The sequence below is a fragment of the Hoyosella subflava DQS3-9A1 genome, from assembly GCF_000214175.1.
GTDB classification, from domain to species: Bacteria; Actinomycetota; Actinomycetes; order Mycobacteriales; family Mycobacteriaceae; genus Hoyosella; species Hoyosella subflava.
In genome coordinates this window covers 4,355,514-4,373,397 of sequence record NC_015564.1, presented here as the reverse complement: position 1 = coordinate 4,373,397, position 17,884 = coordinate 4,355,514, and the positions used below count along the sequence as shown (strand labels likewise).

Below are 17,884 nucleotides of genomic sequence, written 5' to 3'. Positions count from 1 at the left end.
CGATCAACCAGGCTTTTACAATAGAGCCGCGTTGTTTCGCGCGAATTACCCTGATATGCAGTGGCCTTGGCGTTGTGGGTGAATCAAATCACACTTCAGTCACGGTTGTTTGTTACCCGGAAGTAGCTGGCAGTATGCGAAATTCGGGCAGCTTACCCGCGGGTAAATTACTAGCGAGTAATAAACGGTTTCGAACGCACTCGAGCTTGCCTGCGAAGCGACGGAAGGCGCCGGAATCTGAATTGTTACCGGTAAGTAGATTAGGAATAGGCAGCTCGCGCAAATCACAAATTGCGGCACCAGCTTTAGTGGGTACCCGCTAGTGCCAGGTCATTTCGTGTGCTAACTGTCTGCGCCAGGAGGGGGTGTCCAGCCCCCAGCCGCGCGTTCGAGTTCCAGTGCCGCGCGGATTGCGACATGATCATTGCCTGGTGCGGCGACGATCTGCACACCGGTGGGCAGATTATCCGCATTGAGGCCCATCGGCACTTGGGTGGCCGGTAGCCCAAGGAAGTTGAATGCGGCAGTGTTCGCCAGGAGCCACGGCTGACCGTACGTCGTGTAGTGCCGTGGTGCGAGCCGGGGAAAAGGCGGGTGCAACAGGATGCCCTCGCCAACCGCCGCAGTGATCTGGTCGGATGCACGCTGAGCGGCACTGACAAGTCTCCGCATCGCTCGAGTACGGACAGCGCGAGCCGGGGCAGCTTCAGCGAGGCGCAGAACCGCAACGGGAGCGCTGGCAACAGTGAGCGCGACGTTGCGCGGCAAGTAGCGCAGCTGCCGCTTGCGCGGCGCCGCGGTGCCCAGCACCTCTTCTACCGTCGCCGCAAAGTCCATTTCGCCTGCAATCGCGGCGAGCGCGTAGCCCATCGCCCAGCGCAATTCCGGCAGCGGAAGCTCCTCCACGCGTGCACCAGCGCTCTCTAGAGCATCGGCCGCGCGTTGCCGTGCCTCCTCGACCGCCGCGCGCGGTTTCGTCACCGAAGATGCAGTGGAGAGGAAAACCGGCAGCCCCTTCAGCGACACGGTAGAGGGATCGCGGAGCTCCACCGGCGAACTATGCGGATCGGAGTCGTGCGGCCCGGAAATCGTTTGCAGGATAGGGAAGAGGTCCTCGGCGTGGCGCGCCAGCGGTCCAAGATAGAGCGATTTCCGGACGCCACCTGCAGTCATCGGGAAGTGTCCGGTGTTGGGAACGAGTCCGACCGAAGGGAGATGCGCGAACACGCCGTTGAAGAATGCCGGAACTCGGAGTGAACCGCCTAGATCGGACCCTAGCGCTGCGGCTGCGCCACCGATTGACACGGCGGCTCCGTCACCACCGGACGATCCGCCAGCTGTGCGGCGGGGATCGTACGGATTGTTGACCCGGCCGTACAGCGGGTTGTTCGTCTCGATCCAGTACACCGGTCCGGCAGCATTAGTGATTGCCACGATGATGACACCAGCCTCGCGCAGCCTCGAGACGGCAGGAGCGTCGCTTCGCGACCTGACGCTGCGCCGGTGCGGGAATCCGCCAGAATTCGGCATCCCTTCGACGGCGATCAGTTCTTTGATCGTCATAGGCACGCCCAGCAGGGGCGGGAGGTCCGCATCAGGGGCTGAGCTCGCGATCAGCCGGTCAGCCTCGTCGGCTTCCGCCCGCGCGGCGTCGAACCGGGGTTTCGCGACCGCGTTGAGGGACCGGTTTTTCTTCAGGACATCGATGTGCGCGTCGATTACAGTGCGTGCCGAAAGTGAGCCGCTTCTGATCTTGGCGGCTAGCTGCACCGCCGACTGGGCCGTCAAATCATCAGACATGCGGCACCTCACAATCGCTGGGAGTCGCGGAGTGCCGTCCAGCACCCCGCGACTCAACCTAGCGTGTCACGAGTTCTCCTTGCGGAAGGTTCGTGTACCCCACCAGACCGCGAGCCCGAACAGCAGCAGTGACCAGCCCGTACCCCACAACAACGGGCTGGCCGCGAACGTGCCATCGAACGAGGTGCGGACCGCATCCACGATGTGTTTCGTGGGAATGATGTTCGCGAGAGTTTCCAGCCAGGCCGGCCCCATGGTCATGGGGAGGAAAATCCCGCTGAGCAGGAAAACGGGCATGGTCACCATCTGCGTCACCGGTGCCATCACGTCCTCGCTTTTCACCGTGAGGGCGAACGCATTCGACGCCGCGGCGCACGCGCCGCCAATCAGCAGTGTGAGTGTGACACCGAGCACGACACCGAGAATTGGCGCACGCATGCCGAGCAGGTATCCGAGACCTACCAGGATGAGTGCCTGGACCAACAATTGAGTCAGGTCCCGCAGTACTCGGCCGACCAGCAGCGCCGTACGGTTCGCCGGAGTCACGCGTTCTGCTTCGATGACGCCCTCGCGCCACTCGTTGATGAGCCCGAATCCGGCGAAGAACGCTCCGAAGAGCGCCTGCATGATCAGGATGCCAGGCACGAAGAACGTGTACGCGTTCGTTGCGCCGATTTGTGCTGATAGTGGCTCGAGCAGCGGGCCGAACAGGAACAGGTAGAGCATGGGCTGGACCATGCCGATGATGACCCACGCAGGATTGCGAAGGTTGGTGCGCAGTTGTCTGCGATAGACGATGGATGTCTCGCGGGAAAAGGTTTGAACAGTAGTCACAGTCGTTCTCCGGAGGATAAGTCGTCGTCGCGCAGCGAGCGGCCCGTAAGGGTGAGGAATACGTCGTCGAGCGTTGGTTTACGTACCTCGATCGAGGTCAGGTGAACGCCGCGGACATCGAGTTCCCGCATGAGCGTTTGCATCTCTTTCCCCGCGTTCCGGACGCGTGACCGAACTCGCTGCCCCTCGATTTCGACGCTTCCCAAGTCCGCGGGAGTCAGCGCGCCTAGGGTTTCCGCTGCAGCCTGCACCTTCCCGGCCTCGGCGATTTCGAGGTCGATCAGCTCACCAGACACTTTGGATTTCAGCGTGTTTGCGGTGTCCGAGGCCACGATCTCGCCGTTGTCGATGATGATGACGCGGTCGCTGAGAGCGTCCGCCTCATCTAGGTAGTGCGTCGTCAAAAAGATTGTGGCGCCGCGCTTTTCGCGAAGGTCACGAATGTGCTCCCACAGATTCGCGCGGGCCTGCGGGTCGAGGCCAGTAGTTGGTTCGTCAAGGAAAAGCAGCCGAGGTTCGTGAACGAGCCCCATCGCGATGTCCAGTCGGCGGCGCTGGCCACCAGACATCGCCTTGGGCTGACGTTTCCACAGGCCGTCCAGGTTGAGCTGTTCGAAAAGGTACTTTCCGCGCCGTTCCGCCTCGGCCCGCGAGATTCCGTAGAGCATGCCGTGGTCCATGACCTCTTCGCCTGCGCGTGCGACTGAGGCGGTGGAACCAGACTGGGAAACGTACCCGATGTTGCGGCGCACTTGTTCTGGCTCGAGGCCAATGTCATAACCAGCCACCTTCGCTTCGCCCCGAGTGGGCTTGAGCAGTGTGGTGAGCATCCGGAGCGTCGTCGTTTTGCCGGCGCCGTTGGGCCCCAGGAACGCGACGATTTCACCCTCGGCAACGTCGAGATTGACCTCTTTGACTGCGTGAACTTCCTTCTTCTCGCGACCTTGGCCGGTGAGGAAGGTCTGTGCGAGTCCGCGGGCTTTGATCACTGTTTCACTCCCGTGTGTTCCGCGCTGGGTTAGCAGCGCCGTATCAAGTATTCAAGTTTGAATAAGTAGGGTCAAGTGATTTTTGGCGCACACTGGACGATCGTCGCTACCGGACTTTCTCCCGCAGCCCCAGGACCCTTCGGTAACGCTGCTGGTCTTCCATCATCTGCCAGCCCGGATCGTTCGGTGGTGGCTGCCATGTCAGCGGCTCCCCCGCGAACGCGAATTCACCAGCGCGAATCCTGTCCGCCATGCTCTTCGACCACTCGAGCTCGAGTGTCGCCTTCGCATGCCACATACGCGCGACTTCAATGATGTGTTCGGGCGCATCGATGCCAGCAGCCAGCTGCTGCTCGCCTTCTTCGATCAGTTTTTCCGAACGGCGAATGCGTTCGTCGAGGCTGCTCAAAAAGTCCTCGCGGGTCACGAGGAGGAGCAGCAGCCATGCGGTGTGCGCCGGGATGGGTGCCATCGCATCGGGCTCGCGCAAAGCTTCACTGAACAGCCGGTGAAACTCCGCACGGCCCTGCGCCGTCGTCACATACACGGATACCGTGCGGGCGCCTTCGTCGACTTCGTGACGAACGACACTCCCATTCTTCGTGAGTGTCCGCAGCACAGAGTAGATCGATCCCGGTTTGATCTTTGCCCACTCCTCGATGTCCCACGACCGCAACTCGCGCAGAACCTGATAGCCGTTGACCGGCTCGAACATCATGACGGCGCCAAGAATGAGGAGTCTGGTTTCGATGGCGGCCATGACTTCGAGTTTATGTCAGCGGCGTTTTGCTGCGGTTCTGGCCGCGAACCCGGTCCCGTTTGTTCCCCCAGCCAATTCGGAACCTGCGGGTTTGGCGCGGCGTCCATGGCCTTTTGGGGCATAAATGCAGACCATCAATATGACCCGAATCATGCTGCCGTAGTGGAATGCGCGGAGATCACACTAGGTGAACTAGGTGGTCCGAGGGCAAGGGTCACCAACCACACCAACTGGAGTAATACGAATGCACGCGCCCCGACCCGTCTCACGGTGGCACCGTTCGCGCACAATGCGAATCGTGCTCTCGCTCGTCATCACCCTGCCCTTGGCGTTCGCCGCCCTCTTCATGTGGGCGATGTGGAACCCGACAGAAAAGCTGAAGCACCTTCCCGTCGCGCTCGTCAACTCGGACCAGCCCGCCGGTGAAGGCGACGACACGGTCCGCGCCGGTGACGAGATCGTCAATACGCTGCTGGACGGCGGTGCCCTGGACTGGCAGGTCGTCGACGCCGACCAGGCGGCCGAGGGGCTGCGCGCCGCGGACTACTACTTCACGGTGGAGATTCCGGAGGACTTCAGCAGCACCCTCAGCGGGCTTTCGAATGGTGTTACTGAGCCAGCGAGCATCAGGGTCACCTACAACGACAACAACACGACGATGGCTTCCACCGTCGGCGCCAGGGTGATGGCCACGCTCAACGCGGCGGTCTTGAAGTCCACGTCGAGCCGCACCGTGGGCACCGTATTGACCGGGATGAATGACCTCGGTGGTGGCATACGTGATGCGGCTGATGGTGCGGGACGCCTCGCGGATGGCACTGGTCAGCTGACCGGGGGTGTTGACCAGGTCGCGGATGGGGTGACCGGACAACTAGCTCCGGGCGTCAGCGAGGCCAGGGCGGGTGGTGTTCGCTTGGCCGATGGTGCTGAGCAGCTCGCTGACGGACTGGTACGGCTGCAGAACGGCACTGGTGAGTTGGGGGACGGCGCACAACGCCTGTCCGACGGGCTGAACACGCTTGCCGGGACCGTCGATCCCGACGGGACACTCGCGGGGCGGGTGGCGGCGCTGCAGAACCAGCTCGCTTCCCTCCCTGACCCCGTGGGCAGTGAAGGTGCTGCGATCCTCGGCAAGGTGGAACAGCTTCTTGACGGCATCGCGCAGCTCAACGCAGGAAGTGCGGAGCTCGCGCGTCAGCTGAATGATCCGGCAGCGCAGTACCGTTCGGGTGTCGATACGCTCGCCGTCGGCGGAGGGGAACTCGCGACCGGTGCGCGGACACTTGCCGACGGCCTTGGCCGCATCGAGGCAGGTGTGGGCCAGCTTGCGTCGAATCTACCCCGTTTGCAGGACGGCGCTCGTCAGCTCGATGACGGCGCGGGACAACTCGCCGACGGACTGGGTGCCGGTGCGCAGCGCGTTCCTGATCTCGGCGATGACGCCTCGCGCACACAACTGGCCTCGCTGGTCAGCACTCCCGTCGCGCTTGACGCGAACAATGTCGCGGACAAGACGGTGGCGGGAACGTCGAAACTCGGACCGGGGGCTGTGCCCGTCTTGCTCGCGATTTCGTCAGCGCTCGTGGCGCTACTCGTGTGGATGTCGTTCCGGGCATCGGGCGAGGACCGAGGCGCGGTTCTATCGGGTGGGGCCCATCCGAAACGCCCCGTCCGGCGACTCCTTGCTGTGACTGCGGTCAGCCTCACCGCCATGGCAGGCCTCGCGACGGTGGTGTGGTCAGTCGTCACACCTGCACCGGCACCGGCGAGTTTCGGCCAGGTGATCGTTGTCGTCGCCGCAGCGACACTGATGTCCGTGGCTCTTACGGGCGCCGCATTCAGGATCTTCGGCTACGCCGCGGGCATCCTCGTCACGCTCGCAGTGTGGATGCTGCAAGTGTTCTCGTTCGGTGGCGTCTGGATGCTGGAAACGATCCCTGCACCGCTGCGTGCACTGCACCCGATCGCGCCGATGTCCTACACGCGCGACGGCTTGATCGCGGCATTCAATGGCAGCCCTGGGTTCGTGTCAGCGGTGGCGACAATGGCCGGCATCACCCTGCTGGGGCTGGCCGCGCAGTACCTCGCGCACCGTAGGCACGCGGCAAGGCTGGGCAATCAGCTGGATATGTCGGCAAGTCCGGCGGAACCTGCGGAGCTTGTCACGGTTGGCGCGGACCAGCGTTAACGCGGACACTGCGGCCTGATTCGGCCGGAAGACCGATCAGCTGAGTGGTGAGCTGGCTAGGATCGCGGCATGACCGCGTCGCCCGAGCCAGCTCACCCAGCGCTCGCGAATTTGGCGGACGCTCTGCTGACGCGCCTCGACGAACGCACGGAAGCGGTGGTTGCTCTGCTGCGCCGCGAGATACCGGAGTACGACGTACTGCCGATGGAGGATGTGCGCGGGGCAACCGTGGCTCTGATGCGCGATGTCATCACGCACGTCGCCGTGCTGCGGGTAGATGCAGCCACCCTGGAGCCCCTGGCGGACCTTGCGCGACGGCGGGCAGAGCAGGGCTTTCCATTCGGCGCGCTCACCCGCAGCATTCAGCTCGCGGCGCGTTACCTCCTCAATGAGGCCGACGCGATGGCCGCCGAGTATCAGCTTGACGCAGCGACGATGCTGCGTGTGCATGATTTCGCCTGGCAATTTGTCACTGACGCCGCCGGGGTGATCGCCGAAATCCAGCGTGAGATGGCCGTCGATGCGGGGGAACGCGAAAGTGGCCGTCGCGCCGACTTCCTGCGGGCCACGCTGCACGGGACAGTCGCGCCAGCCCGGCTTGCCACAGAGGCCCGATTGTTTGGTCTCGATCCGTCGGCGCGCTACCACCCGCTGCGTGCGCACCCTGCCGACGCAAAAGAAGAAGAACGCATGTCGTCCGCGATACGACGAACCACCGCCACTCAGCACCATAAGCCCGTGCTCGCTGTGCTCGAAGGCGACCTAGTGGGGCTCGTTCCGCAGGCCCCCACCCTGCCTGATGGCAGCCTCGCCGCCATCGGTTCGGCGGTCCACCTTCATAACGTTGCTGCAGCGTTCCGGTCAGCGAGCGTCGCTCTCGACGCTGCCGCGGCATTCGGCCGCACCGGGGTGGTCACCCTTGATCAGCTTGGTCCGCTGCCACTCGCGCTGATGGCCGACGAACTTGCAGTCGCGGTCGAACAGTTGCATTTCCAGTACTTAGATAGTGACAACGAGGCCAACCGGGAAATCGAGCAGACTGTGTGGACGCTGCTCGAGTGCGATCAGAATGTCGATGCCACGGCGGAGAAGTTGCATGTACACCGAAATACGGTGCGGTACCGGCTGGGCCGCTTCCGGGAGATCACCGGCCTGGATATCCGGGCGAGCACCCACGATCTTGTGCTCGCATGGTGGTCACTAGCGCGCCGGGCCGCGCGCAGCTAGGACTCCCCGAAATTCATCAGCAGGTGTCAATTACATCCCTCGAAATCGGCGGGTTTAGGCGACATCCGCAGATGGATTAGGCAGCTGGGCGAGGCCACCACTGGTCGATCCGGTCGAGTGATACCTGTGTGCCTAGCTCCACGCGCGCTGGAGGGCTGTCAAAATAGTAGGAGAAGACCGCGTAGAGCACGTCGGGCGGGACCCTGAACTTTCTGGTGTCGACGTCGATCATCGGGACCACAGTCAAACGGTCTATGCGCCACAGGCGAACCGTGTAGTCGTACTTCCACTCCCGTTCGGGATCACCGATGACGAGGACTTGCGGGTGTTTCTTGTCGTGCTCTGCCTGAACGGTGAGCACGTGACGCCACGGCATGCGTGACTCGAAACTCCAGCCGCGATTGAAGATGCCCTGCGGCGAGAACTCGATAAACCCGGGCATCAGTCCCTTCGTGGCCACGGCGAGGACGTACGAGCCGAAGAACACGGCAATGACCAGATAGATGAGCGCGCCGAGGACGCCCGCGGTCCCCTCGGATAGGTAGTGGTCTACCGCAGAAGCGGTGAAAAGTACCGTGAGACCGATCATTAACGCTGTACGCAGGTGAAACAGAATTGGCGACCGAAGTATGCGGGTTACGGGCTCACCGTCACGATTCGTCGTGAGTACCACGTCGCCGCGGCGCCGTTGTGGGTGAACTGCATGGTAGAAGTGGTAAACCGCGCCCACGCTGAAGAGCGCCGCGACGAGGACACCAAACCCGAGCACGTGCGGTTGTCCGTCTCTGAACCCCATAACCCCCGCGACTAAGGATCCTGCCGCCGCGATAATCAGCCCGCCCAGAAGGGCGATATCCCGGCGCCGGGTCCGGGGCGCAGGCCATTTCTCGGGCCACCTGCCTGGCCGATGCTGGGAACGCTTCCGGTCCACGTCGCTCCTTTGCTTTCGCGCTCGTCGTACCGATTGTGGCAGGTGCCCCGGTGTTCCCACCGTCAGCCCTGCAACCCCCCGCAACCCTGCCAGGTGTGATCCAGCTCATATAGGACTGAGGTGTCAACCGTCTCAACGGGAGGAGCGCACCAATGCGCGCGGCTGTGTATTACGGACCAAATAAAGTCTCCATCGACGACGTCCCCGACCCGTCACCTGCTTACGGACAGGTGAAGGTACGCGTGGGGTTCAACGGGATTTGCGGAACGGACCTGCACGAGTACTTCGCTGGCCCGATCTTTATCCCGACCACGCCGCATGCGCTGACCGGCAACCAGGCGCCCCTTGTCCTCGGGCACGAGTTTTCGGGAACAATCACTGAAATTGGGCCAGGAGTGGATGGTTTCAGTGAAGGTGATCGGGTGGCCATCGAACCGATCTACCGCTGTGGCACGTGCGGCCCATGCGCGTCGGGCAGGTACAACATCTGCAAGTTCATCGGCTTCCACGGGCTGATGTCAGACGGCGGTATGGCCGAGTCCACCGTGGTTCCACAAAACATGCTGCACAAGCTGCCTGACTCAGTGTCGCTGCAACTCGGTGCCCTCGTCGAGCCCATGTCTGTCGCGTACCACGCTGCGAAGCTTGGAGATGTGCAGGCAGGCGACACGGCCATGGTGATGGGGGCCGGGCCGATCGGGATCGGCGTGTGGTTCGCGCTGAAGGGACTCGGGCTCGACGACGTCTATGTGGTGGAACCATCTCCAGTGCGGCGCGCGTCGATCGAAAATCTGGGCGCTAAAACCCTCGATCCGACGTCGGTGAATGTCGCGGAGTTCATCGGTGACCACACTGGTGGCAGTGGTGTCGACGCCGCCTACGACGCCGCAGGTGTTCAGCCCGCAGTCGAAACGGCGCTGCAATGTATCGGCGCCCACAAACCTCTGGTGAGTGTTGCCATCTACGAAAAGCCGCTGGAAACGCCGTTGCTCAACCTGGTGATGAATGAATCGCGCATCCAGGGCTCACTCTGCTACACCGGCGACGACTACCGTGCGGTCATCGACCTCATGGCGGACGGGCATTACGACACGACCGGCTGGGTCACCACCATCCCCATCGAGCAGGTAGTCGATGAGGGATTCCATGCGCTGCACGCGGGCAAGAAGATGAAGGTGCTCATCGACCCATCTCTGTGAGGTCTCTCTCCGGGAGTGACGTGGGTTACTCTCGGTAGGGAGGAGGCACAGACATCGATGACCCAACCGCGGCCCACCGGTAACCCGTGGCTGGCGCTGCCACCGGGCGAGGACATCACACGGCTCGCCCGGGACCTGTCTGCGGCGTGGCAGTCGTTCCTTGCCACGCCGAATGGCGCAGCGCCCGCGTCGGTGCGCAAGGTCGTGCGCGAGTCCTGGCTGCGCGCGAAGGAGCGCGGCATCTCCCCGGAAACCGTCGACCAGACCGGGTTTCTCCTCGAGGAGGAACTCAAGGGTTACCGATCTGCACATCCGATGGCGCTGATCCGCCCAGTGGTGCGCAAGCTCCTCGTCGAAGATGCCGCCGACAGCGAGTTGCTCGTCGCGATGACGGACGAAGCGGGCCGCTTGCTCTGGGTTGAGGGTGACCATCTCGCACGCGACCGTGCTGTCGGAATGAGCTTTATGGAAGGCGCGGACTGGAGCGAAGAACGCGTCGGCACGAACGCGCCTGGGACAGCGCTCGCGCTCGACCACTCGGTGCAGATCTTCGGTACGGAGCATTTCAACCGTTCCGTGCATGAATGGAGCTGTTCAGCCGCGCCCGTGCATGATCCACTATCGGGCCGGATCATCGGCGCGATCGACATAACAGGCGGTCCCCGCGTCGCCGCGCCGGAAGTGCTGCAGCTCGTGAAAGCAACCGTGATGGCGGCGGAAACGGAATTGCGCCTGCATTTACTTCGGTCGCCGCACGCCTTGACGGAGGCGGTGCCGCGGCTCGAAACGCTGGGGGCTGTCCGGCCCGTGCTGCACTTGGGTGCTGACCACAACAGGTTGTCGCAGCGGCATGCGGAGATTCTGTTGCTGCTTGCTGAGCATCCCGAAGGTCTCACGTCGCAGCGTCTCGCGGTCCTTCTTGACGAAGAGGAACTTGACGACGTCACGGTGCGTGCCGAGCTTTCCCGGCTCCGCAAAGTCATCGGGGCGGAGCGGCTAGGTTCGCGTCCGTATCGGCTGCTCACCGAGCTTCGAACCGATGTCGCCGAAGTGCGCTCAGCTTTGGACCGCGGTGACGTCCGGGCCGCTCTGCGTGCCTATCCGGGGCCTGTCTTGCCGGAGTCGTTTGCGCCGGGCGTCGTCGACCTGCGCGAGGAACTGCAAGTACGGATCCAGGCCGCGTTGCTGCGAGCGGGCGATGCTGAGTTGCTTGCCCGATGGACATCGTCCGTGCACGGGCGAGAAGACATCGTTGCCCTCACCGCGTACCTCAGTTCCCTTGATCCGGCGGCGCCGCTGTTCTGCCAGGTCAAAGCGCGCGTCGACCGGCTCAATCGGGAGTACAGCCGCTAAGTCGCGATCATGCAACTGTGTTGCAACGTTAGCGCGCCTAGTGTCGTGGATCACAACCCACAAGCACTGGAGGAGTTCATGACCGAGTATTCCCGTCCCGGTTCACCTGACGCGCTGATGTCGTTCCCGTCGCGGTATGACAACTGGATCGGTGGCGAATGGGTAGCGCCCGCGAAGGGCGAGTACTTCGAGAACGTCACCCCAGTGACTGGCCAGCCATTCGTCGAAATTGCGCGCTCCACCGCCGAAGACATCGAGAAGGCGCTCGACGCCGCGCACGCGGCCGCGCCCAAATGGGGCAAGACGCCCGTTGCTGTCCGCGCCAACATTCTCAACAAGATCGCTGACCGCATCGAGGAGAACCTCGAATCCATCGCACTCGCGGAGGCGTGGGACAACGGCAAGCCCATCCGCGAAACACTCAACGCAGACATTCCGCTTGCGATTGATCATTTCCGCTACTTCGCGGGTGCGATTCGCGCTCAGGAAGGCTCGCTGTCGGAACTGAACGATGACACCGTTGCCTACCACTTCCACGAGCCACTCGGCGTGGTCGGACAAATCATTCCGTGGAACTTCCCCATTCTCATGGCTGTCTGGAAGCTGGCTCCCGCGCTCGCTGCTGGCAACGCCATCGTCCTGAAGCCTGCGGAGCAAACCCCAGCTTCGATCATGTACCTGATCTCAATTATCGGTGACCTGCTGCCGCCCGGTGTTCTCAACATCGTCAACGGTTTCGGTGTGGAAGCTGGGAAGCCGCTGGCATCGAGCAACCGGATCCGGAAGATCGCCTTCACCGGTGAGACCACCACCGGTCGCTTGATCATGCAGTACGCGTCGGAGAACCTGATCCCCGTGACTCTCGAACTCGGCGGGAAGAGCCCGAATATCTTCTTCTCGGATGTGCTCGCCCAGAACGACAGCTACCAGGACAAGGCGCTCGAAGGCTTCACCATGTTCGCGCTGAACCAGGGTGAGGTGTGCACCTGCCCGTCCCGTGCGCTGATCCAGGAAGACATCTACGACGAGTTCCTCGAGCTCGCCGCGATTCGCACCAAGGCAGTACGCCAGGGCAACCCGCTCGACACTGACACGATGATCGGTGCCCAGGCATCCAATGATCAGCTCGAGAAGATCCTTTCGTACATCGAGATCGGCAAGAGTGAAGGCGCACATGTCGTCACCGGCGGTGAGCGTGCGGACCTCGGCGGCGATCTGTCCGGTGGCTACTACGTGCAGCCGACGATCTTCACCGGCAACAACAAGATGCGCATCTTCCAGGAAGAGATCTTCGGGCCGGTTGTCTCGGTGACATCCTTCAAGGACTTCGATGATGCTATTCGCATCGCGAATGACACGCTGTACGGTCTCGGAGCTGGTGTGTGGTCACGGACCGGGGATACCGCATACCGCGCGGGGCGAGAGATCCAGGCGGGGCGCGTGTGGACGAACACCTACCACCAGTACCCAGCTCACGCTGCGTTCGGTGGATACAAGCAGTCGGGTATCGGTCGTGAGAACCACCGGATGATGCTCGATCACTACCAGCAGACCAAGAATCTGCTGGTGAGCTACGCACCAGGCGCACAAGGCTTCTTCTGATGCACCGTGTGGTGATGACCGTGGCGGCTCGCGATCTGCTTAAGCAGCTCGCTGGCCGCCACGGCCCGTTGATGCTCCATCAATCTGGCGGCTGTTGCGATGGCTCAGCACCGATGTGTTATCCACTGGGCGACTTCATCGTCGGCGAGCGCGACGTCCTCCTCGGCGTGCTGGAACTCGGCGACGGAAGTGTTCCGGTCTGGATATCGGGCTCCCAGTTCGAAACCTGGAAGCACACCCAGCTCGTGCTTGACGTGGTGCCGGGCCGGGGATCGGGGTTCAGTCTGGAGTCACCCGAAGGCGTGCGATTCCTGAGCAGGGGACGCGCGTTCGAAGCGGACGAGTTGTCGGCGCTCGCTGCGGAACAGGTGATTGATGGCGCTGGCTGGAAAACCGGTGTGCGGCCGGAGCCAGCGGAGGCCGGGCAGGTAGTTGTCGACGTCGCCGACGCCTGTCCGGCCCCTGGGCTACGTGATCCGTAGGGTGTGTGCGCGGATCGTGAAGGATCTTCCCCCTCACGGAGGGCGAATCCTTCACGATCTTGCGGTAGGCGGGTCAGCGCGCCACGGCGGTCCCCAGGGAGAGCGCACCCAGCGCTTTCGGAGCACCATTCTCGTAGAACTGGTCGAGTTCGTCGACGCTGAACCCAGCTTCCTGCACCAGACTGACTATCTGACGGTTGAGATTGCAGCCACCGAAGAGGCGCTGCTGCATGGGGTTCAGCCGGTGCTGCCACCGTTGCACGTTTTCGTCCGGGGCGAGTCCATGTTCCACGAAGTGGAGGCGCCCGCCGGGTTTCAGCACCCGGCGCACTTCTCTGAGCGCGGTCACCGGGTCGGGAATGGTACACAGCGTCCACGTCGTCAATGCCGAATCGAAGCGGTCATCATCGAGTGGGAGCGACTGGCCGTCCAGGCCGGAGCGTCTGATTGGTACCGGTGAGCTTTGCACGCGCTTCTGGGCCAGCTTCCACGCAACGTCTGCCGGTTCGATCGCGGCGACACTGTTGACCGACGCTGGGTAAAACGGAATGTTAAGTCCTGACCCAAACCCGATTTCGACGACATCGCCGGTAAGACCAGCACAAACCCGACGGCGTTGCGGATCGCCCATTTTCATTCCGCAGGCGAAGTTGATTATCCGTGGCACGACATGGTCGCCGTAGAACCCCATCGCTGACTCCTTTAGAGAAGTGCTTTAGGGACAGCTTAGCCGTCTCGTCTTTCCAACTTAGCGATCGTTAGATAACGTGGCAATGTCTAGCCGACCCAAAGGAGCAGTCATATGGAACCCAGCAGCACTGTCGCACTCGTTACTGGCGGAGCGTCCGGCCTCGGTTTGGCAACTGTGCGCGAACTCCACAGCAAGGGGGCCAAAGTTGTCATCGTCGACTTGCCCTCATCCGACGGTGCGACGATCGCGAAGGAACTGGGTGACGGCGCAATTTTCGCAGCGGCCGACGTGACCAGTGAATCGGAGGTCGCCGCAGCAATCAGTGAAGCGGATACGCTGGGCGATCTGCGGGTGGTCGTGAACTGCGCGGGAATCGGCAACGCCATCAAAACCGTGGGGAAGTCGGGTGCCTTTCCGCTGGCCGACTTCACGAAAGTGCTCAATGTCAATCTGGTCGGAACGTTCAACGTGATTCGGCTGACTGCTGAGCGAATGGCCAAATCCGAGCCGATTGGGGAAGAACGCGGCGTCATCATCAACACCGCGTCAGTCGCGGCGTTCGACGGTCAGGTGGGTCAGGCCGCTTACTCTGCCTCCAAAGGTGGCATCGTAGGTATGACACTGCCGATCGCTCGCGATCTTGCCAGCCTAAAGATCCGCGTCGTCACGATCGCCCCTGGGCTGTTCCACACACCCCTGTTCGCCGCACTCCCCGAAGAAGCGATCAACTCCCTTGGTGCACAGGTTCCGCACCCGTCGCGTCTGGGAGACCCGGTCGAGTACGGCGCACTCGCGCGTCACATTGTGGAGAATCCGATGCTCAACGGCGAAACTATTCGTCTTGATGGTGCTATCCGCATGGCTCCCCGTTGACAACGAAACAGGAGCGGGACTGGCGAACCTACGCGCCACTCGAACTGAGCCCGATCCTGGCAGCTGCTGCCGACGCGTTCTACGAGCACGGTTTCCATGGAACGACGGTTCGTGACCTGGCTCGCCGCGTCGGTCTGACAGTGCCCTCCATCTACTACCACCACGAAAGCAAGGAAGGCGTCTTTGTGGCCTTGCTTGAACTCGGCACAGGGGAGGTGGCGTGGCGAGTCCGGGCAGCGTCTGATGCGGGCGGCGCGGACGTGCGGCAGCAGTTCATCAACGTGGTGGAAACTGTCGTGCTCCACATGGCGCACCGCACTCGGCTAGCCGCACTCGATCAGGAACTGCGGCACCTGTCGCCGGACAACCGGAAACGCTACGCGGCCCGACGCAAGGAAGTCGAGAAGCTGGTGACGGAGATCGTCGAAAAGGGCGTTCTCGAAAAGGTATTCACCACCGGCCTGGCCGCGGAAACCGCGAGGGCAATCCTCGGTATGTGTCAGTCAATTGGTCGCTGGTACAACCCCGATGGCCCGCTGAGCCCGACAGAACTGGCAGAACAGTATGTCGAAATCGCGCTGATGACCGTCGGTGCTCGCTGAGCTAGCCGCACACGCGGCAGAAACGTGCAGCCGCGTGCGATACAACTAACGCGGCTGCACAGAGCTATCGCGGGCCTCAGGCCTTCACATTTTCCGGAAGTCCCAGCTGCGGATCGCATCTGGACGCAGGCGCAGCCACGCATGCCGGCCGTCGTGCGGGAACTCGTCAATGCCGAAGTATTTGCGGGCGAACAGTTTCTCCGGCTCCACAAGCTCGTCTACTGACTCACCGGTTCGCGGAGCCTCGCCTATCTGGCTCACGCTGCCTGTCAGTTCCGCGCCCCGCAACTCGGTGTAGTCATGACCGTCATCCACGACAACAGCGATGCGGGGATCTCGCTGCATATCTGCCCAGCGCAAACTTCGGGTGAGCGAATACAGCCATAGGCATTCGCCGTCCCACACGAACCAGAGCGGTGTCACGTGCGGCCCCGACTTACTGACCGTCGCGACCCGGCAGGTGCGCTCAGCGGCGAGGTACACATCAAGTTCGGGCTTGCTCATTGCGATCCGGCGGCCGCGTTTCTGGGATTCCAGGGGTTGCTCCGAGGTCATGAGCTGTAGCCTACTGCCGCATGCTCCACCAGGGAGCGACGGAGTCACGTACCGAAAAGCCATTCCAGTCTGTGCATAGCGAGTGTGCGCAGTTCATGAGACTGCGCCGCTGGGCTCTGCGGCCCAGCGCTTGCGGCTGAGCCATCTGCGTGCCCCGTCATACTGACGACGCGTTCGCTGAACTGTGGATGCCTGGCGAGGGCGGCTGCAACCTCTTCCGGCGTCCAGCACATGGACGCGCGTTCAGCGAATTCGAGCAGCCGTTCGGCGGTGGGAAATGGGCGCCGTGCGACGATCGCGTCGGCCCAGCGCGGAATATTGGCGCACCTGCTGACCATTGCTGCCGCTCGCTCAGCACTCAGCGCGTTGAAATGCGCGATCGTCATACGTCACCGCCTTGCCACAGAGTGAGGAATACCGCTTCCGGTGCGGCTTCTCCCACGCTAGGAAACGTGGAGTCGCTAGCGATGACGGCGCTGTAACGGCTCTGTGAAAGCTGTCAAAGGACTGCGGTCAGCGAGGGGTACGTGCCTGGACGACCGCGGGTGCCGTCGACCCTGGCAGCAGGTGCGACGGATCGGTGGGCACATGCACCGCGACGATCGCATTGGGGTCGAACCGGTAGGGCTGCCCCAGCACAACCGCGCCGAGGTGGCGTCGCAGACGCAAGAGTTCCGCGCGTACAGTCACCGCTCGGCTGGCATCGCCGAAGAGGTGTTCGGCGAGCTGACGCGCAGTACAGCCGTCGCGGTGGGTCGCGAGGACGAACAAGATTTCAGCGTGTCGCGGTGTGAGGGTGGTGGTCCAGTTGCCGCATGGACCTGCGACGGTGAGCTGCGGCTGACCGCCGCGGAGGTCCACCTCAACTGCGGTGGGGGCGGTGGGTGTGGCCGCGTCGCGGACCGGCCTGACGAGCCAACCTCCGGGGATTGGTTCGCAGACGCACAATCCCAGCGCTGGCAGCCACGCCTGACCGGCTTCCATCTGGTCAGGGAGTGCTAGACGGTTCTGTGGCGCGATACCTTCGACTGCCGCGACCCACCCGTGTGAATCGATCGCCAGTGCCGGTCCGCCCGACTTTGCGAGAACCGGCGCGGCCACCGTTCGTAGCCGGTCGAGCGACTTGCGATGTACTTCGCGGAGTTGTGACTCGGTGAGTTTCGCGACCGCATCGACGAGCGCGATCGTTGTCGGATGCACGGTCCGGGCGGGCCCACTCACGTCGATCGCACCGAGGACCCGTCCGTCACGAGGGTCACGGACGGGCGCTCCCGCGCAGGTCCACGCATGATGGGTGCGCACGTAATGTTCGGCAGAGAAAATTTGCACTGACCGTCGCGACACGAGGGCCGTGCCGATCGCGTTTGTGCCGACCGTCGTTTCTGACCAGTTGGCGCCAAGGACAAAGCCGAGCCGGTCTGCGTGAGCGAGCACTGGAGTCGGTCCAGCGCGCCACAACACTCTGCCGGAGCGATCCGCCACTACGAGAATGTTCTCCGTGTCAGCCGTGATGCTCTCGAGTGCGTGAGAAATCCCGTCGTACACCTCGGCGAGGCCGGAACTGCGCCGAAGATCCTCGAGCTCATCGCCAGCTACCGGACGGACTGTGACTCCGAAGTCAGGGTTGATGCCGCTGCGCTGCAGACGGCGCCACGAGTCAGCGATGATGTCGCGCGGTCGCGCCGGCGGTCGCGCGCCCGTCATGATCGCGTCGTAGACGTTCGACAGCAACTGAGCGTAGCGGCGAGGATCTTCCCCCGCCGCCACTGCTGGTTCAGGCATCGTTTGGGTCATCACC

The 17,884-nt window shown here is 62.8% G+C and carries 17 protein-coding genes; 8 read left to right on the top strand and 9 right to left on the bottom strand.

Features of this window, described 5'->3' with window-relative positions:
- Positions 1–342: 342 nt before the first annotated feature.
- The 4 genes from AS9A_RS20315 to AS9A_RS20300 form a co-directional block, all read right to left on the bottom strand.
- A complete protein-coding gene (locus AS9A_RS20315; protein WP_013809029.1) occupies positions 343–1,800 on the bottom strand; it encodes an amidase in 1,458 nt (485 codons plus the stop codon).
- 66 nt (positions 1,801–1,866) lie between these two features.
- On the bottom strand, positions 1,867–2,634 hold the full coding sequence (locus AS9A_RS20310; protein ID WP_013809028.1) for an ABC transporter permease: 768 nt from the start codon (positions 2,632–2,634) through the stop codon (positions 1,867–1,869).
- Complete coding sequence (locus AS9A_RS20305; protein WP_013809027.1) at positions 2,631–3,623, bottom strand: daunorubicin resistance protein DrrA family ABC transporter ATP-binding protein; 993 nt, start codon at positions 3,621–3,623, stop codon at positions 2,631–2,633. The genes AS9A_RS20310 and AS9A_RS20305 overlap by 4 nt, the downstream gene beginning before the upstream one ends.
- Before the next feature lie 106 nt (positions 3,624–3,729).
- Positions 3,730–4,383 (bottom strand): PadR family transcriptional regulator, encoded by a 654-nt coding sequence (locus AS9A_RS20300; RefSeq protein ID WP_013809026.1) that lies wholly within the window; start codon positions 4,381–4,383, stop codon positions 3,730–3,732.
- 244 nt (positions 4,384–4,627) lie between these two features.
- Between AS9A_RS20300 and AS9A_RS20295 the strand changes: the two genes are divergently transcribed.
- On the top strand, positions 4,628–6,571 hold the full coding sequence (locus AS9A_RS20295) for a YhgE/Pip domain-containing protein (RefSeq protein WP_013809025.1): 1,944 nt from the start codon (positions 4,628–4,630) through the stop codon (positions 6,569–6,571).
- 69 nt (positions 6,572–6,640) lie between these two features.
- Complete coding sequence (locus AS9A_RS20290; RefSeq protein ID WP_013809024.1) at positions 6,641–7,798, top strand: PucR family transcriptional regulator; 1,158 nt, start codon at positions 6,641–6,643, stop codon at positions 7,796–7,798.
- A gap of 76 nt (positions 7,799–7,874) precedes the next feature.
- Here the strand turns inward: AS9A_RS20290 and AS9A_RS20285 are convergent, their stop codons facing one another.
- A complete protein-coding gene (locus tag AS9A_RS20285) occupies positions 7,875–8,729 on the bottom strand; it encodes a hypothetical protein (protein WP_013809023.1) in 855 nt (284 codons plus the stop codon).
- A gap of 152 nt (positions 8,730–8,881) precedes the next feature.
- Between AS9A_RS20285 and AS9A_RS20280 the strand changes: the two genes are divergently transcribed.
- From AS9A_RS20280 to AS9A_RS20265, 4 genes are all read left to right on the top strand, one after another.
- On the top strand, positions 8,882–9,928 hold the full coding sequence (locus tag AS9A_RS20280; RefSeq protein WP_013809022.1) for a 2,3-butanediol dehydrogenase: 1,047 nt from the start codon (positions 8,882–8,884) through the stop codon (positions 9,926–9,928).
- Positions 9,929–9,985: 57 nt separating this feature from the next.
- Positions 9,986–11,281 carry a sigma-54-dependent transcriptional regulator family protein gene (locus tag AS9A_RS20275; protein ID WP_013809021.1) on the top strand — a complete coding sequence of 432 codons (1,296 nt, stop codon included), beginning with the start codon at positions 9,986–9,988 and terminating at the stop codon, positions 11,279–11,281.
- 78 nt (positions 11,282–11,359) lie between these two features.
- On the top strand, positions 11,360–12,883 hold the full coding sequence (gene adh / locus AS9A_RS20270; RefSeq protein WP_041451254.1) for an aldehyde dehydrogenase: 1,524 nt from the start codon (positions 11,360–11,362) through the stop codon (positions 12,881–12,883).
- Positions 12,883–13,365 (top strand): DUF779 domain-containing protein, encoded by a 483-nt coding sequence (locus tag AS9A_RS20265; protein ID WP_013809019.1) that lies wholly within the window; start codon positions 12,883–12,885, stop codon positions 13,363–13,365. Before adh ends, AS9A_RS20265 begins: the two co-directional genes overlap by 1 nt.
- Before the next feature lie 73 nt (positions 13,366–13,438).
- On the opposite strand, the gene AS9A_RS20260 is transcribed toward AS9A_RS20265, so the two are convergent.
- Positions 13,439–14,056: a class I SAM-dependent methyltransferase gene (locus tag AS9A_RS20260; protein ID WP_013809018.1), complete on the bottom strand. Its 618-nt coding sequence runs from the start codon at positions 14,054–14,056 to the stop codon at positions 13,439–13,441.
- A gap of 111 nt (positions 14,057–14,167) precedes the next feature.
- Between AS9A_RS20260 and AS9A_RS20255 the strand changes: the two genes are divergently transcribed.
- Both AS9A_RS20255 and AS9A_RS20250 read left to right on the top strand, forming a co-directional pair.
- Positions 14,168–14,929 (top strand): 3-hydroxyacyl-CoA dehydrogenase, encoded by a 762-nt coding sequence (locus tag AS9A_RS20255; RefSeq protein WP_013809017.1) that lies wholly within the window; start codon positions 14,168–14,170, stop codon positions 14,927–14,929.
- A complete protein-coding gene (locus AS9A_RS20250; protein ID WP_013809016.1) occupies positions 14,926–15,531 on the top strand; it encodes a TetR/AcrR family transcriptional regulator in 606 nt (201 codons plus the stop codon). The genes AS9A_RS20255 and AS9A_RS20250 overlap by 4 nt, the downstream gene beginning before the upstream one ends.
- A gap of 84 nt (positions 15,532–15,615) precedes the next feature.
- Here AS9A_RS20250 and AS9A_RS20245 read toward each other — a convergent pair whose 3' ends face one another.
- The 3 genes from AS9A_RS20245 to AS9A_RS20235 form a co-directional block, all read right to left on the bottom strand.
- Positions 15,616–16,086 (bottom strand): pyridoxamine 5'-phosphate oxidase family protein, encoded by a 471-nt coding sequence (locus tag AS9A_RS20245; protein WP_013809015.1) that lies wholly within the window; start codon positions 16,084–16,086, stop codon positions 15,616–15,618.
- Between the two features lie 44 nt (positions 16,087–16,130).
- Entirely contained in the window at positions 16,131–16,472 is a 342-nt protein-coding gene (locus AS9A_RS20240; protein ID WP_013809014.1) for a 2-oxo-4-hydroxy-4-carboxy-5-ureidoimidazoline decarboxylase, read from the bottom strand.
- Positions 16,473–16,599: 127 nt separating this feature from the next.
- Positions 16,600–17,880: a helix-turn-helix domain-containing protein gene (locus AS9A_RS20235; protein WP_013809013.1), complete on the bottom strand. Its 1,281-nt coding sequence runs from the start codon at positions 17,878–17,880 to the stop codon at positions 16,600–16,602.
- Between the last annotated feature and the right edge of the window lie 4 nt (positions 17,881–17,884).